14 protein-coding genes are annotated in these 16,134 nt (G+C 66.9%); 4 read left to right on the top strand and 10 right to left on the bottom strand.

Features of this window, described 5'->3' with window-relative positions:
- Window positions 1-6: 6 nt before the first annotated feature.
- Genes NRB20_RS01240 through NRB20_RS37440 form a run of 4 tightly spaced genes read right to left on the bottom strand, consistent with a single transcriptional unit; the run spans window position 7 to window position 4,774 of the window.
- Window positions 7-1,092 (bottom strand): hypothetical protein, encoded by a 1,086-nt coding sequence (locus NRB20_RS01240; protein WP_153407311.1) that lies wholly within the window; start codon window positions 1,090-1,092, stop codon window positions 7-9.
- A 5-nt stretch (window positions 1,093-1,097) separates the two neighbouring features.
- A complete protein-coding gene (locus NRB20_RS01235) occupies window positions 1,098-3,296 on the bottom strand; it encodes a hypothetical protein (RefSeq protein WP_153407310.1) in 2,199 nt (732 codons plus the stop codon).
- Window positions 3,293-4,033 (bottom strand): hypothetical protein, encoded by a 741-nt coding sequence (locus NRB20_RS01230; RefSeq protein ID WP_153407309.1) that lies wholly within the window; start codon window positions 4,031-4,033, stop codon window positions 3,293-3,295. The genes NRB20_RS01235 and NRB20_RS01230 overlap by 4 nt, the downstream gene beginning before the upstream one ends.
- 48 nt (window positions 4,034-4,081) lie before the next feature.
- Window positions 4,082-4,774: a Crp/Fnr family transcriptional regulator gene (locus NRB20_RS37440; protein ID WP_194289680.1), complete on the bottom strand. Its 693-nt coding sequence runs from the start codon at window positions 4,772-4,774 to the stop codon at window positions 4,082-4,084.
- Between the two features lie 336 nt (window positions 4,775-5,110).
- Between NRB20_RS37440 and NRB20_RS37435 the strand changes: the two genes are divergently transcribed.
- Window positions 5,111-5,530, top strand: a complete 420-nt coding sequence (locus NRB20_RS37435; protein ID WP_194289679.1) for a hypothetical protein — start codon at window positions 5,111-5,113, stop codon at window positions 5,528-5,530.
- A 73-nt stretch (window positions 5,531-5,603) separates the two neighbouring features.
- Here NRB20_RS37435 and NRB20_RS01220 read toward each other — a convergent pair whose 3' ends face one another.
- A complete protein-coding gene (locus NRB20_RS01220; RefSeq protein WP_319944301.1) occupies window positions 5,604-6,314 on the bottom strand; it encodes a metal-dependent hydrolase in 711 nt (236 codons plus the stop codon).
- A gap of 102 nt (window positions 6,315-6,416) precedes the next feature.
- On the bottom strand, window positions 6,417-8,702 hold the full coding sequence (locus NRB20_RS01215) for a serine/threonine-protein kinase (RefSeq protein WP_153407307.1): 2,286 nt from the start codon (window positions 8,700-8,702) through the stop codon (window positions 6,417-6,419).
- A gap of 188 nt (window positions 8,703-8,890) precedes the next feature.
- Between NRB20_RS01215 and NRB20_RS01210 the strand changes: the two genes are divergently transcribed.
- Window positions 8,891-9,631, top strand: a complete 741-nt coding sequence (locus NRB20_RS01210; protein ID WP_319944300.1) for an SCO6745 family protein — start codon at window positions 8,891-8,893, stop codon at window positions 9,629-9,631.
- Between the two features lie 104 nt (window positions 9,632-9,735).
- Here the strand turns inward: NRB20_RS01210 and NRB20_RS01205 are convergent, their stop codons facing one another.
- The 4 genes from NRB20_RS01205 to NRB20_RS01190 form a co-directional block, all read right to left on the bottom strand.
- Window positions 9,736-10,710, bottom strand: coding sequence for an LLM class F420-dependent oxidoreductase (locus tag NRB20_RS01205; protein WP_319944299.1), 975 nt, complete (start codon window positions 10,708-10,710; stop codon window positions 9,736-9,738).
- 147 nt (window positions 10,711-10,857) lie between these two features.
- A complete protein-coding gene (locus NRB20_RS01200; RefSeq protein WP_319944298.1) occupies window positions 10,858-11,721 on the bottom strand; it encodes an MHYT domain-containing protein in 864 nt (287 codons plus the stop codon).
- A 74-nt stretch (window positions 11,722-11,795) separates the two neighbouring features.
- Entirely contained in the window at window positions 11,796-13,481 is a 1,686-nt protein-coding gene (locus tag NRB20_RS01195; RefSeq protein ID WP_319944297.1) for a hydrogenase maturation protein, read from the bottom strand.
- A gap of 451 nt (window positions 13,482-13,932) precedes the next feature.
- Window positions 13,933-14,541: a TetR/AcrR family transcriptional regulator gene (locus NRB20_RS01190; protein WP_319944296.1), complete on the bottom strand. Its 609-nt coding sequence runs from the start codon at window positions 14,539-14,541 to the stop codon at window positions 13,933-13,935.
- A gap of 126 nt (window positions 14,542-14,667) precedes the next feature.
- Between NRB20_RS01190 and NRB20_RS01185 the strand changes: the two genes are divergently transcribed.
- Window positions 14,668-15,447 carry an alpha/beta fold hydrolase gene (locus NRB20_RS01185; protein ID WP_153407304.1) on the top strand — a complete coding sequence of 260 codons (780 nt, stop codon included), beginning with the start codon at window positions 14,668-14,670 and terminating at the stop codon, window positions 15,445-15,447.
- A gap of 9 nt (window positions 15,448-15,456) precedes the next feature.
- Window positions 15,457-15,918, top strand: a complete 462-nt coding sequence (locus NRB20_RS01180) for a cupin domain-containing protein (protein ID WP_319944295.1) — start codon at window positions 15,457-15,459, stop codon at window positions 15,916-15,918.
- Window positions 15,919-16,134: the final 216 nt, after the last annotated feature.

The raw sequence follows: 16,134 nt of genomic DNA, 5'->3' as shown, positions 1-16,134 counted from the left end.
ATCCGATCAGATTCCTTCGTCTTCGTCTTCTTCCTCGTCGTCCTCCGGTTCGGTGTCCGGGGTGCTCAGCGCCGCGGTGTCGGTGATGATCGCCGACGAGGTCAGTTCGATATCCGGCTTCGAGGTGGAATCCGCGACTGTGGTCGGCTTGGTGGCGCTGTCGATGAGTGCGTTGACCTTCGCCAGGATCCGGTCGCCGTCCCGCTTGTTCAACATTCCCTTGCCCAGCAGCAGAGTGATGATCTCCCGTGCGCTCTGCTTGTTGATGTCGTGCTGGACGGCTAGTTGCGCGATCACCTTGCCGACATCGTCCCTGCGGGAAGCCAACTGCAGTGCGAACATAGTGAGATCGCCCTCGCGCAGCGCTTGCAGATAGTGCGCCATCCGGATCTGTTCGCGTTCGATGTAGTTCTGGCCCTTCACATTGGCGATCTCGTGCTCGAACTTTGCGGACTGCAAATTCAGACTGTGTCCGGCATCGTTCTCCTCGTACTCGAGTTCGGCGTCGCGCAGTACGACGTTGTGTTCGGCGAGTCGGCGCTCCGTGGCTCGGCGGTCCAGGGTCCGGTTGCGGAGGTGGTCGAGCGTTTCCGCGTCCGGGCGCAGCTGCACCCGGCACTCCAGCAGCGTCAGTCCATGGCCCAGCTCGATCCGGCGGGAAGCGAAATAGGAATTCACATACTGTTCGGCGTCGAGGAAGTGGTCGATGTCGAACCCGCGGCCCAATGTTCGAAGGTGTTGTTCGACGATCGGCCGATAGACGAATTCGGCGGCCCGCACGTTGTCACGGATGGCCTGCATCGGATCGGTGATCCGCCAGGACAAGTGGGTTTCGACGAGGAAGTTGAGCGCGTGCTCGGAGGTGGGTACTTCGACCCGGAAGGAGGCGTGATGGACCGCGACGTTCACCCAGAAAATACCGATCGGACGGTTTCCGAATGAGATGGCAGGCTTCTGCTCGATCGGTGTCAGACGGCCGTTCCGGTCGAGTGAAACGGTCAGCCAGTATCCGTCCGACTGCGGGCGGAACTGCCGCCAGTTCTCGCCGGACATCGCCAGATACCGGACCAGCATCGGCGGGTTCGCGTTCATTCTTTTCATTCCTTCGAGTCGATTTCTTTCGAGTCGGGCTCTTTCGAATCGGATCGGCCCATCGAATCCAGCGTCGCGAGCAGGTCCTGCACCGCGCGCCGGGGACCGTTGGGCTCCGTGGCCCATTCCTTCAGGTGGTAGGGAAGAATCTCGTTGTCCTGTATGGCATTTCCGAGATCGAGCAGGAACCGGGCGAGTGGTTCGCGCAGATTCGGGTCCTGCTCTGCGATGCGGACCCAGCTCCGGATTTCGTTATAGGTCTCGGGCGGATGGTCGGGGCTTTCGAGCAGGCGCGCGAACAAGGTGACGATGGCCTCGCGGCGTGTTCCGTTCAGGCACACTGCCACCGGCCACTCGCGCAGACTCTGCTCGGTCTGTACCAGCTGGTAGCGGCTCGAGGCCAGTACGCACCGTAGGCCGGTGTCGCGCAATCTGGGACGAGCCATCGGCCTGGTCCAGCGCAGCAACTCGGCCAGGATTCGGTCTGTCAGTCCGGGTGACCAGAACAGCTGAGCCATCGAGAACGATACGGCCAACCGGAGTGAGAATTTGGTGCTACGCGCCACCCGTCGCAGCCGCGTGATGGCAGTCTCGGGCGTCGCCTGCCCGATCTCGCTGCCCAGGGCTCGGGTGGCGGTGACGCGCAGTGCCAGTGGCTGGTCGCGCTGTAGCCAGGCGTCGAGCATTCGCGAAACGAGCGGTGCGAGATCGGAATACAGGAAAGGGATCTGCAACGCCGCCATCGCGGCGGTCCGATCGTAGCGGGTGCCGCTTCGTGCCCACGGTTCGATAACCACTGTGCGCGCATGTTCGAACTCGAAGGTGGACAGCAGACCTGCCGCCACTCCGGCGTGCACACAGATCCTGAGGTCGGTGCTGCCGAGAACTTTGGGTGGATAACTGGGATCGGTGAATTCAACTGCGTGGACCGGGATTTCGCCGTAGACGGTGTTCTCGGTCGATCGATACGACCGTGCCCGCGCGGCTGTGATGAGGTCGCTGTTGCGTGATCCGAACACCTGTCGTGCGGGTGTCTGGTCGGGCTGCTCTTCGGCCGCGATGACTCGGGCCAGCGTGTGCGCCGCGTCGGACACCATATGCAGCGGCATTCCATTGAAGACCGCCAATGCGATCGTGAAGGCGCGTGCTTCCACACCGGGCTGTTCGTCGAACCACTGCCGGAAATCCGCACCGATCGCCGCGAGATGCCGTTCGGTGATCTCGGCCAGTTCGACGTGTCCATCTGCGACCTCGGCCAGCTCGTTGCCCAGTTGTGCGAGCACGCGCGCGGCTGGGCGATCCTGGTTGTATCTGTCCAGGAGTTCGCTCACGTCGGGTAGCTCGAACAACTCGGCCGGATCGCGGTCGAGGCGGTACCGCACATGGTTTCGGACCAGTTCGGTCGCGTCGGCGGGGTCACCGGCATCGAGCAGGAAGTCACCGAGGTCGGGCGGAAGCACGGTCGTGTCGTCGAGTAGGACGATCAGTCGGCAGTGCTGCTCGCTCAGCCTGCCGCTGAGCTGTTCGAGGTGGAATCTATGTAGGTGAGCGGCCTGAACGGGGCCGAAGGAATCCATCAAATATCCGGTGTGCGCGGAGAATTCGAACTCCAGTGTGCGGAGTTCCACATCGGGTTCGAGTGTGTACACACTCGTCGTGGACTCTTCGTGCAGTGCGCGTAGTGCGACCGTTGTGCGTCCCCAGCCCTCCGGAGCCCGTAGCAGTAGTAGCGGCTGCGTGCCGATCCTGCGGCGTATGACTTGAAAGGCCTTCGGTTCCACGAAGATTCGGCGGATGCGCTCGAGCCGTTCGGCTGTGACCTCGCCGCGCGCTACGGTGCGATGGGGCGTGGAGCCCCCGTGGTTGTCGCGGCCGACCTGGGTGCCGATGGTCGCATCGCCACCGATGAAATTGGTGGCGTGGACGGTGACATGTCGCGTTCCGGTTGGGAATCCGCGCATTGCGCCGATCGCCTCGTACATACTCGCGGCCGTAGCGCGAGTCTCGTCGAGGAAGTCGTCGTCGGTGGTTTCCTCGGATTGTTGTGCCGGATCGTGCTCTTTGTTCTTCTCGTCCTTCTCAGCGGCGGATGCGCTCAGGTCGGCGTCGGTGCTTGGCTTCGGGGGAACGGCGGCGGGTGGCTCGGTGCCCTTGCGGTCGGCCCGATCATTTCCGGGCGGTGTTTCGGGATCGGCGTCGTTCATGGTTGTCCGTTGATGTTGTCGCCACCCACCTGGGTGCCGATAACCGCGTTGCCGCCGATGAAGTTCCTGGTGTAGATGGTGGCGTTGTCCGGCCTCGGGGCCGGTGTGTCGTGGCTGCCGGCGGACCTCTGTGTGGATCCTGCTGGGGTGGAATCGGATTGCGGCAGTGGAGGCTGGCGATAACCCGGTACGCGAACCCAGATTCGCTGCTTGTTGGTCTTCGAATGCATTGTGACGCTGGCATATTCGTCCGGTGTCACGGTGGCGCGGTAACTGTGCCGGACCAGGCCGCTGAAAACCGGGTCCGAAACGACCACGACCGCGTCCGCACGGGATGCGTGTTCGAGAGCGTATTTCACCCCGTCCGCCGAGTTCATCCGGAACGTCGTGGTCAACGCGTCACTGGACCAGCCCTTGTCGTCTCTTCCGACATATCCCTCGTGGACCGCGATGCGCAGCCGCAGCCAGTTCATCGGGCCTGCCGCGCTGTTGTGGTCGTGCACGCCGGTCAGCATCGCTCCGACGACCCGATCCAGGACGTCCAGGACCGGAACGTCGAGGATCAGCAGCGCGCCGTCGCCGCGATCTTCCCGAGCGACAAGGGATTCGGTGTATGAGAGGGCGTCCTCGATGATGCGGTAGAGCGTTGCGCGCATCGCCTCGCCCTGCACATTGGTCAGGGATTCGGAATTTTCGACGTCGACGACGAGAAACGATCGGAGGGTGGGTTCGGGCATTACTTCTCCTGGTTCGTACGGGGCTCGCGGATGCGGTGCTCCCCAGGTTTATCGGCGGGGATGGCGTGTGTCTGCGTCCGAATACACATTCGGCGAACCTTCGGCGATTTCGACGAGCAGTTCGGGGCGCAGCAGTTCCACGCGACGGCGGGCCGTTCTGATCGCGCCGATATCGCGTAAATGCTTGAATGCCTTGGCAACTGCTTCGCGGGAGGCGTTGGCCGCGTCGGCCAGTTCGGTCTGTGTCAGGGACAGGGCGATGATCACCCGGTCGTCCTCGGTGTGGCCGTAGCGCTGGGCGTATTCGAGGAGGCGGCGGGCCAGGCGTTCGGTGACGTTGTACGCGCCGTAGTCGAGGCGGTGCTTGTCCGCCTCGCGCAGTCGGATGACGACGGTGCGCAACAGATCGAACGTCAACGCGCCGTCGCTGATCAACAGTGCGCGAAAAGCGTTGCCCGGCACCACGGTTGCGGTGACCGGTGAGATCGCGGTGACGGTCGCCGAGCGGATCTCCGCATCGATGGCGGCGAGTTCGCCGAGCAGATCACCGGGCCCACGGATACCCAGGACGACCTGTTTACCGCTCGGCGCCGACGAACTCACCTTCACCCGCCCGGACTCGATCACCAGCACGTGATCGGATTCGTCCCCTTCGTGCAGCAGCACCGCGCCACTCGACCATCGTTGCCGCACACCGGATTCCAGCAGTGCGGTGCTGTCGAATCGCGGCAGAATATCCAAAGACAGTGTTGTTCCCCCTTGTGAGCCACCGTGTTCCACGGTTGTGCTTCGCGACAGCGTAATCGATCCGTGCGTGCCTGTCGCCGGGAGTCGTTGGCCCCGAGCAGATTGCGCGTGATCACGGTGGCGGCGGTGATGTCCGGATCGGTGGCCGGGAAGGTGGAGGACGGTGTGGCGCGGGGTGATCCGCTGCCGGAGGAAGGCTGCCGAATGTCGTTTATTCGCAGGATATGAGGGGTTAGGTGCCGTACCTACGCTTGTTTTCGGAAGGTAGAGCCGAGTTCGCGGTGAGCCTGCGGGTGGCTGTCGGACAGGGGTGAGTCGTAGGAGGCTTGGATGCGAACCATTGTCGATCATGCGAATGGGAAACCGGGTAATCGGTTGCCGACGGTAGTGAAGATTCTCGGTGTCGCTGTGGCACTGAGCGCGGCCCTGATCAGTTCCTCGGGAACTGCTTCCGCGGATTGGCGGCTGGCTCCGGTGAAGGTGGGCGGAGCGACCGTGCGCGACTGCTACCACCCGGTGCAGTCGCCCTCGACCAACTGCAAACCGGTCGGATACCTCCCCGAAGGTTCGACTGTCCATATCGTCTGCCAGCGGGTCGGGCAAGCGGTGTACGGCCGATCCGGCATGACCGAAATCTGGGACTACGTCGTGGCGGACAATGCCAACAACCATCCCAAGATGGAGGGCCTGGTCTCCGACTCGAACATCTACACCGGGGCCAACGGAATCGTCTCCGAAATCTGCCGCTGAATACCGATCCCGCCGCGTATTCGTCGTCGCGGCGGGATCTGCTTCGGCGGGGCCGGTTGTTCGGTATCAGGTGTCAGGGGTGGTGGATGATGGTGTACCAGAGGAGGGCGCAGGTGCCGAGGACGAAAAGTGGTGAGAGGATCCAGGTTTCGAGTTTGTTGCCGGTGCGGTCGACCAGGGGGATGCGGGTGCGGAGTTTGAAGGGCCAGAAGAGGCGGCAGCCGCGGTCGGTGAGGCAGTCGCCCGCGAGGTGGGCCAGGGAGCCGAGGCCGACGGCGAAGGGGAGCCAGGACGGCTTGTCGGAGATCCACTGGTCCATGGCGAACGTTCCCGCGCCGGCCAGGATGACGATGGTGCCGTAGGAGCGGATGCCGTCGCCGGGAGGGCACAGGTTCAGGGCACGGACCGCGAGGGCGAGCAGGAAGAAGACCAGCGCGAGGGTGAACCAGCGGTGCAGCCAGTGCTCACCGGCCCAGGTTCCGGCGGTGACGGCGATGACGAAGGCGAACGAGTGCGTCGCGTGCCGGTGTCCACCGGACACCTCGGAGATCACTTTGCAGGCCGCGTGCGAGACCGGGCCGAGCACATGGGAAATGGTGCCGCTGGGATGATCGGCGTCGGGCAGCAGTGCCGCGCCCGCGGTGAGGAAGGTACCCATCACCAGATCGACGGTGCCGATATGTCCGGCCTGCGCGACCGGGAAGGTCAGAATCGAAAGCGGCAGCGCGGCAGCGGCTCCGGCCCACGCGAGCGCGCCGCTGGTCGCATGTGAATGTCCTAGCACCGCCTCGAGAGTAGCCGATCTTGGTCATGGGGTGTCGAACGGCCGTGCGAGAGGGCGGCTTCCGGGGCGGCTGCCACCGAATCCGCACCGGCCCAGGGCAGGTCAGCCGCGCTGATGGGGATGCGGGTCCATGATCCGGTTCAACGCGCTGAGATCCGCGTCCAGCGCGTAGAAGGTGCGCAGGGCGATGGCGAACGCGAAAAGCCCACCGACGCACAGCCCTACGATCGGCCCGATCACCGACTGCTGCTGTTCGGGCGTCAGGAACACCAGCCCGGCGGGCACCCCGATCAACGGCACCGACGCCGCGATCCCCAGATAGACGCGGCTGCGCCGGATCAGCCGATGCAACCGCCCGGCCTCGACGGGATTGGTGTGCCCGGCGGCCACGAGACCCGGGTAGTACCAGCGCAATACGAAGAAGGTGACCGGAAAGTACGTGTACACCACCGCAACTGCCGCCGCCACCACGTGCGAGGCGATCAGATCGGTGAGCAGGCCCGCCGACACCGGCCCGTACCGGTGCAGCCGGATCAACAGCACCGCCCCGACCACCAGCCAGCCGATAACGGCCACCACCGCGATCCGGTCACCGCAGGCGAGCGTGTCGGCGCGCGCCTGCGCGAGAGTGGTCTCGTCGTACCGGCGGCCGCGGCGCAACCCGTCGGGCACCAGGAACACCTGCCGACACCAGTACAGCAGCCCCGCGATCCCCAGCGGATAGGCGATCAGCGCGGCGGCCAGCCCCAGCCGCGTCACCGCCTCGGCGGCGGCGCTGCCGAACTGCCCCTCGACCAGCCGCACGTTGTGCGCGCCCATGTACAGCCCGGCCAGCAGTTGACCGAAGATGCTGGACAGCGTGACCACCGGCATCGGCCGCATCCGCAGCCGCGCGCGCAGGCTGTTCGTCGGCGGGTCGACCAGGTCGCGGGCGGTGCGGTCCTGGCTGAGTTCGAGCTGCTGGGCCAGTTCGGCGCCGGTGGCGTAGCGGTCGGCCGGATCGGACGCCAGACAGGTCAGCAGCGCGTGCCGCAGCACCGCGGGAGTGTCGGGCGGCAGCTGATCCTGGTAGCGCCGGGCGATCGGGACACCGCGCCGGTCGATCATCGCCTGCAACGAGTGCTCGGTTTCCCCGCATCCGGGTTCGTCGTCGAAAGGGATTGCGCCGGTGAGCAATTCCCACAGCACGACCCCCAGGGCGTACAGATCGCTGCGGGTGTCCAGCTCCGCGGCCGAGGCGGTCAGGCCGGGATGGATCGCGGAGAGTTGTTCGGGGGACATGTAGGGCAGCGAGCCGCCGAAGTACGCGACCGGGCTCGCGCCGGGCAGATGGCGGCTGAAACTGATGTTGAAATCGGCGAGTTTGGGCTGGCCGTCGGCGGTGAGCAGCACGTTGGCGGGTTTGATGTCGCGATGCAGCACCCCGCGCCGGTTCGCGTAGTCCAGCGCGGCGGCCAGACGCGAGCCGAGCCACGCGACGGTCTCGGGCCAGCTGAGCTGTTCGAGTTCGGCGCGGGCGGGGGAGCGTTGCGGTTCGAGGATGCCGCCGGTGGTGGTCGCGGCGTCGACGGCCTCCAGCAGCAGGGTGCCGTTGCGTTCGGCGGGCGGGGTGCGGCGCATCATGCGCAACACCCCGAGCAGGGTGCCGCCGGGTACGTACTGCATGTACATCAGCTTGAGCCGCTGGTCGGTGATCTGGCGCTGGTCGAACACCCGCACGATGTGGTCGTGGTCGAGCTGGGCCAGCGTCTGCGGTTCGGCGCCGCGGTCGTGCGAGATCTTCACCGCGACCATCCGGCTCATCGAACGCTGGCGAGCCAGGAACACGCGCGCGAACGCGCCCTGCCCGAGCGGCAGCAACAGATCGAAATCGCCGACGGTGGCACCGGGATTGATGGTGTCCAGCGCGTCCAGGGCGGTGGGGTCGGCCAGCACCGTACTGCGCGGGTTGTCCCGATCGGGCGCGTCGCGGGCCAGCGTGCTGGGCCCGGAATCGGCTGTGATGCGGGCCATCTGGGTCGGGTAGTCGTGTTCGTACTCGGTCAGATCGACCTCGTGGTGGCGGCTGCGCGCGGTGATCTCCTCGTAGATCAGGTCCGGGGGCAGCGGCGTGTCGGCGAGTTCGGGGAATTGGGCGCGGTAGTCGGCCAGGCGCAGCGCGTCGTCGGTGCGGCGCCAGCGTTCGTGCAGGTCGACCTTGATCAGTTCGATCAGGGCCGAGCGGCGCAGGCTCGGATCCGCGGGGAGGTGGGCGGACAGGTCGGGCGGGGAGTCCGCGCCGCGCCATTCGGCCGAAAAATGCGCGACGAGGGTCGTCAACGCGGTCTGCGTTGCCGTTGCGCGGTCGGCACCGGGGTCGGGTGCGGTCGCGCCGAGGTGATGTTCCAACGTCGCTCACTTCGCATGGAGTGTTTCCCGGGCCCGGCCCCGAGGATATTCGATCCCTCGGGTCGCTTATCGGTGGTTGGTTGACACCGTTACTTTCAATTGGTATTTCCGGCCAGCGCTCTGGCATTAGCGGACAATAGTGAGATACGCTCCGGGGCAGGATGTTCGACGAGGGAAGGGGACGCGCTGTGTCCACAGCCGCCGCGGTCAAGATGCAGATTCAGACGATCGGTGCGGGGTTCATGTTCTCCCGCGAGGCCAAGGCGTTCGGCGCCGCGGTCGGGGCCACGGAATTTCTCGGGCCGTACGTCCGCGGGCGTGGCGGTGTGCTCGGTGAGGTCGATGCCGACGTGGTGACCTCGGCATTCGGCTTCTTCCCGGGCGAGGTCGTGCGCCGGGCCTGGGAGTCGCTCGAGCTGCCCGCGGAGAAGGCGGCGGCAGGTTATCTGGGCGTGTGCCAGGATTTCGGGCGTCGCAAACTGGGCGGATTCGACGGCGCCGGGCGGCTGGCCGAATTGCTGGCTCCCGTCGCGGCGGCCGCGGATCCGGCCGGGGTGGCGCTGTTCGCGGGCTGGCGGGCGCTGCCGCAGGCCGCCGACGATCCGGCGCGGGCGATGCAGTTGATCCAGGTGCTGCGCGAGTTGCGCGGCGGGCTGCATCTGATCGCGGTGCGGGCCAGCGGGCTGACGCCGCAGCAGGCGGTGCTGATCGGGGGCTCACCGAAGAACAGCGGCCCCGATCAGGCGCGGTCGTTCGGATGGCCCGAGCCGTATCAGGAGATCACCCCCGAGTTGCGGCAGCGCTGGGACGCGGCCGAGGCGCTGACCGATGAGCTGATCGCCCCGGCGTTCGCGGACCTGGATCAGGCGCAGGGCGCGGAACTGGCCGAATTGCTCACGACCGCAAACGGTTTGGTCTACAACCGCTGAATCCACTTGCGGGCGCGAGTCTTCGACGGCTCGCGCACCGTGAACAGAGATGACACTGCCGGAGGGTGACGTATCACCCTCCGGCACAGCAGATTCCGGACGCGTCAGCGCAGCGCCGGAATGACCTCGCGTTCGAACAGCTCGATCCCCGAGGTGTCGTACGCGGCCTCGGGGAAGTTCAGGATCGCGTAACCCATACCCAGATCGCGCAGCGCACCCAGCTTCTCGACGAGCTGATCGGGCGTGCCGGGGGTGATGGCCTTGTCGATCCAGGTGGTCGCCGCATCCTGACCCAGCACCGGCACCAGGCGAGTCCGCAAGGCGGTCAGGCGATCCTGGATCTCGGCCTCGTTCGCACCCGTCACCACGGTGGTGTTGGCGCTGCGCACGATGGCGTCGAAATCGGTGCCCACCTCGGCGCAATGTCCGCGCAGCAGTTCGGATTTGCGGGCGAAGTCCTCACCGCTGAAGTTGGTGTACTGCGCGTACTTCGCGGCGATCCGCAACGTCACCTTCTCGCCGCCGCCGGCGATCCAGAGCGGAATTCCGCCGTCCTGCAACGGAAGCGGACGCACGATCGCGCCGTCGACCTGATAGTGCTTACCGTCCAGGGTGGCCTCGCCGGTGGTCCACGCCTGCCGGAAGATCTGCACGCCCTCGTCCAGGCGGGCCAGGCGCTCACCGGCGCCGGGGAAGCCGTAACCGTATGCGCGCCACTCGTGTTCGTACCAGCCCGCGCCGATACCCATCTCGACGCGGCCGCCGGAGATGATGTCCACGGTGGCCGCGACCTTGGCCAGATAGGCCGGATTGCGGTAGCTCATCGCGGTACACATCTGGCCGAGCCGGATCCGCTCGGTGCTGGCCGCGAACGCCGACATCAGCGTCCACGCCTCGTGGGTCGCCTGGGTCGTCGGCGCGGGCACGGTGTGGAAGTGGTCGAACACCCACAGCGACTCCCAGTCGTCGTTGGCGTCGGCCCGGCGGGCCAGATCGCGCATCACCGTCCACTGCGCGGCGGGCTCGATACCGACCAGATCGAGCCGCCAGCCCTGGGGGATGAAGATGCCGAAGCGCACGGTCTACTCCTTCGCGTCCGTTGAGGTCCGGGATGGGCCCCGGCCGCGGCGGATGAGAACCGCGGCACCGCATTCCACCTTCGTGGGTCGCCGCCCGGTCGGCAACTTCTCGGCGTAATACCTCGGACTTCCCGGTGTGATGTGCGGTCAGTCGTCGCTGGGTGCGGTGCGCGGCCAGGACCGTCCACTGCTGGGCAACGCGGCCGGATCGGTGCTCAGCGCGCGGGACGTGGTCACCGACGGCATCGCGGCGACCGCGGCTTCGGCCTCGGCGGTGCCGCGCTCGTCCAGTTCCGCGACGCCGACCAGCACGATCAGCATCATGGTGACCAGGGTGACGGTCATGATCAGCGGCGTGAGCAGCTGCACCGGATCCACGCCGCCGCTGCTCATCACCATGCCGCCGTGGCCGGTGGGCCGCTCCGCGGACATCGAGGCCATGCCGGTGTAGTGCATGCCGCACACCGCCAGACCCATGATCATGGCCGCGCCGAACGTCGCCCCCAGTCCCTTGACGTGCAGCATGAACCACAGCGCCGCGGTCGCCGCGACGACGGCGATGAGCACCGACAGCAGCACCACCGAGACGCTGTAGTGCATGTCGACATCCGACTGCATCGCGAACATGCCCAGGTAGTGCATGCCCGCCACGCCCAGTCCCGTGATGGCCCCGCCGATCGGCAGCGCGAGCGCCTCCCGCCGCCAGCGCACCACCAGTGACAACCCGATCCACACCACCACGATCGCGACCACCGCGCTGAGCAGCGTCAACGGCAGGTCGTAGCGGATGGCCGCGCCGTGGATGGAGAAGCCGAGCATCGCGGTGAAATGCATGACCCAGATGCCCGCGCCGCCGAGCGAGATCGCCGCGGCCACCAGCCAGCCGCCGGGATGTTCGGAATCGCGGGCGTGGAAGGTGCACCGCAGTCCGAGCACCGAGCCGATGAAGGACATGACGTACGCCAGGGCCGGGGTCACCCAGCCGTAGCTGAAGTAGTCGAGTTCCAACACGTGACACTTCCAAATTTCCTGAACCCGGACCCTGCGGATCCGGTTCAACTAGTCGAGTGGGTGGAACCGAGCGTTCACCCGAGCAGGTACGCCGGTGTGACCATCGGGCTGACGTTGTAGACGAAGTTCTGCCGCAGCTGGTGATAGCTCTCGTTCGGGGAGAAGAAGTTGCGGTGCATCTCGGTCAGCTCCTCTTCCCGGTATGCGGCAAGGGGTTTCGCGGCTTCGTCGGACGCGCGGCGGTGCTTCTTGGCCAGCAGCCGCTCGGCCAGTTCGGGCGCGGCGGCCAAGGCGGCGGCCTCCTGCCGGGCCCAGGTCCAGAAGTCGTCGGCGGTGCCGGGAACCGCGTAGTCGGCCAGCCCGAGGGTCACCGCTTCGCGCGCGCCGACCGGCAGGGGAGTACTCGCGAGCCGGGCGGCTTCGGCCGCGCCGACGCGCCGGGGGAGCGAGTAGGTCCAGTACTCCGAGCCGTACAGGCCCATCAGGCGGTAGTGCGGGTTCAGCACCACCGATTCGCGGCACCACACCTCGTCGGCGGCCAGCGCGAGCATCACGCCACCGGCGGCGGCGTTACCGGTCAGGGCGGAGATGACGAGTTTGTCGGTGGTGGTCAGGATGGCCTCGACCAGATCGTCCATCGCGGTGATGTTGCGCCAGGACTCCTGCGCCGGATCGGCCGCGGCCTCGATGACATTCAGGTGGATGCCGTTGGAGAAGAAGTCCCGGGCCGGGCCCAGCACCAGCACGTCCACCGGGCGGCGCGCGGCCTGACGATAGGCGTCCAGCAGGCGGCGGCACTGCCGGGTGTCCATCGCGCCGCCGGCGAAGGCGAATTCGAGGTAGCCGACCCCGGCCTCCTCGCGATACCGCAGTTCGGACCAGGTGTCGCGATCGGCGGCCTCGGCCGGGGTGATCGGGGCCTCGGGGACGTCGCCGAGTTCGGCGGCCAGCACGTCGGCGGCGGGGCGTTTGAAAGTGGCCGGGCCGCCGGGGACGCGACGCGGGCGCAGTTGCGGAATCCAGATCGCGCCGTCGACGGTGGCGCGGCAGACCGCGCCGTCGCGGGTGGCGATGATCGCGCCGGGCACCCCGCGCAACTTGTCCTCGTGGTGGCCGCCGTGGATGAAGTACTCGCGGCCGAACAGCACGTCGACGATGCCGGGCTGGGAGTCCGCGGCGCGCAGTTTGCGCAGGATGGCCGCGGTGCTCTCGGTGGACCAGTCGATCCGGCGGTACTGCTGGGAGTGGTACGGGCGCAGCTGTCCGCGCACGTCGGGGCGGGTGTAGTCGAGGGGCTCGGGCTCGTAGTCGCCGGCGAAACGCTCAACCGCGAGCAGCACCGCGCGCACCGCGGCGTCGGCGGCCTCGTTGCGGTACAGCTCGCTCTTACCGCAGTCGGCGACCTCGAACGGGACGCTGGCCCAGATCGGTCCCGCGTCCATCTCGGCGACGGCCTGCAGGACGGTCACACCCCATTCGGTCGCGCCCCCGGAGATGGCCCAGTCCAGGGAGGACGGGCCGCGGTCGCCCATCGGGCCGGGGTGCACGATCAGCACCGGGTACCGGGTCCAGACGTCCTCGGGGATCGCGGTGGTGAGCATCGGGGCCAGGATCAGATCGGGTCGGAAGGAATCCACGCGCGCCCGCAGCAGATCGTCGCCGAGGGCCAGTTCGACCCCGATGTGATGTCGGTCCCGCAGCTCGGTGTGAACGCGCTGGGTGAGACTGTTGAATGCGCTGGCGACCAGCAGGATGCGCACGGTGCTCCTTCATCGGGATATTTCGGGAACCGGACCACGACCGCGTGGGGTTCAGTCCGAAACTAGCCAAGTGAGGGCCCGGATGCATCTTTGCGAACGCCGCTCGGCATCCGATTCGACCGGAAGCTGTCTCGATGAGTTGTGTTGGCCGACAAGGTATCCGAATGCGTGGTGACACGCATTTCGGGCAGTGGCTACTGGCAGGCAATCGGCGATGACGGGTCGGGGCGCTTCGAATCCGCACAGTGGGGCGGTGGAACGGTGTGCGGTCTCCAGGGCTGCTCGAGGGATTGGCATCCTGCCAGCAAGCGCATTTCGCCGGTGTGGCAAGCGAATTCGCATCCGGTGTCCAGAGGTATGGACACGGGCGGGTGCGCGTGGCGCCGCGCGGTGATCGTACGCCTGGGTAACCGCTGTGAACAGGGACTTTGGTCCCCGAATCGGTTGCGCGTCAAGGTAATCGGGCCGCCGTGACGATGCGGGCTGTAGATACTACGCTGGCGATCGCGTCTTCGGAAGACATTCCGTACAAATCGGTGAGTGTGAAGAATGCCTCTGCGCTCATCACCACGGCGAGGTCCTGACGCATTTGCGTCAGCGTCTCAGCGGGGAGGTTCGCCACGGGGGCGAGCGCGGCCTCGATGAGTCCGAGACGGTAACCGGGACGCAGGATTTCGGCGGGGCGCACGATCGCCGCGGCCATGGTCGCGCGCACCGCCGCGGCGTGGGTGTGCACGTGTCGCAGCAGGTATTCGGTGGCGTGCGCGACCCGGTCGGCGCGATCGGTGAGGTGTGCGACCGGGGCCATGATCTGCTCCGCGCCGGGCCACGATTCGTGCATCGCCTCGCGCAGCAGGGTGGGTAGATCCGGGAAGTAGCGGTAGGCGGTGGCCTCGGAGACGCGCGCGTTGCGGGCGACCTCGGGCATGGTCACCTCGCCGCCCGCGTCGATGAGGGTGCGCGCCGCGTCCAGGATCGCGCGCCGGGTGCGTTCCTTCTGGTTCGCGCGTCCGCCGCTGGTCGGTGTGGATGTCGCTGGGGATTCGGCCGGTCGGGTCACCGCGCTCACCTCCGTGGTCGTTCTGGTCTGTACCGAGAGCATACTCTCTTCGTGAGAGTGGACTTGCATAAAGCCGGGGGTGGGTCTACTTTGATGAGAGTCCACTCTCACGAACAAGGAGTCATCATGGCTGCGTATGACATTCAGGTTCCGGGCATCGGTTCGGTGCCCGTCACGGTGACCGAAACCGGTTCGGGCCCGGTGCATCTGCTGCTGCACGGCGGCGCGGGCCCGCAGTCGGTGCAGGAATTCGCCGAGCGCTACGCACGGGAGCAGTCGGTGCGGGTGCTGACCCCGGTGCACCCCGGCTTCGGCGGAACGCCCCGGCCCGAGGCGGTCGCGACGATGGGCGATCTGGCCGAGGTCTACATCGCCCTGCTCGACCAGCTCGGGCTGGACGAGGTGACCGTGATCGGCAATTCGATCGGCGGCTGGATCACCGCCGAGATCGCCTCGCGGGGTAGCGATCGGCTCGCCGCCGCGGTGCTGGTCTGCGCCGTCGGGCTGGAGGTGCCCGGGGTGACGCCGGTGGACTTCTTCGGGCTGCGACTCGACGAGATCGCCGACTACAGCTACCACCGGCCCGACGCCTTCCGGATCGATCCGTCCACCTTCACCCCGCAGCAGGTCGAGGCGATGGCCGGGAATCGGATCAGCTTGCAGGTGTACGGCGGTGAGCGGATGACCGATCCGACGCTGACCGAGCGGCTGGCCGCGGTGACGGTGCCGGTGCTGGTGATCAGCGGCGTCAGCGACCGGATCGCGCTGCCGGAGGTCGGCCGGGCCTTCGCCGCGGCGATCCCCGGCGCGCGCTACGAGCTGCTGCCCGAGACCGGGCATCTGCCGCAGTTGGAAACCCCCGAACAGTTGGTGAAGGTCCTGGCGGCCTTCGGAACCGGAAAGTAGGAAACGACTGTGACCGAAGTACTGATCACCGGACAGGACAACGCCGAGGTCGCACTGACCGGCCCGGTCGTGCTGCGGATCCTGGAGGACGGCAGCGCCACCGACCACCGGCTCGGCGTCGCCGAGATCGAGGTCGCCCCGCACACCCAGGGCCCGCCGCAGCATCGGCACGCCCGCCACGACGAGGGCTTCTACGTCGTCTCGGGCAAGGTCCGCTTCACCGTCGGCGCCACCGACCACGACGTCCCGGCCCGCACCCTGGTCATGGTCCCGCCCGGCGCGCCCCACACCTTCGCCAACCCCTTCGACGAACCCGCCGTCATGCTCAACACCTTCACCCCCGATCTCTACGTGCAGTACTTCCGCGACCTGCGCGCCATGATCGAAGCGGGCGAACCCATGACCCCGGAGAACGTCGTCGAGGTGATGGCCCGGTACGCCACCACCCCCGCCGAAGACCACCAGCACTGAGCTGTCGAACGAGGCCGGGTATTCGGTTGCGCCGCACATGAACTCGCCGGTGGTCGTGACCGTGAGGTGGCCGCGGGCGCATGATCCGTTGCACACCAGTCCATTCCGCTCCTGTCACGCGTAATCGGCGTACGCACGAGGATGATTCACCTACGCGGGTGGTCGACATCGTGCCCATCGGCTCACAACCCAGCGGCACACGGAACAGGGCAGCCG

This window comes from Nocardia macrotermitis, from assembly GCF_009604405.1.
In the GTDB taxonomy this organism is placed as follows: Bacteria; Actinomycetota; Actinomycetes; order Mycobacteriales; family Mycobacteriaceae; genus Nocardia; species Nocardia macrotermitis.
This window is presented reverse-complemented; position numbering and strand designations above follow the sequence as displayed.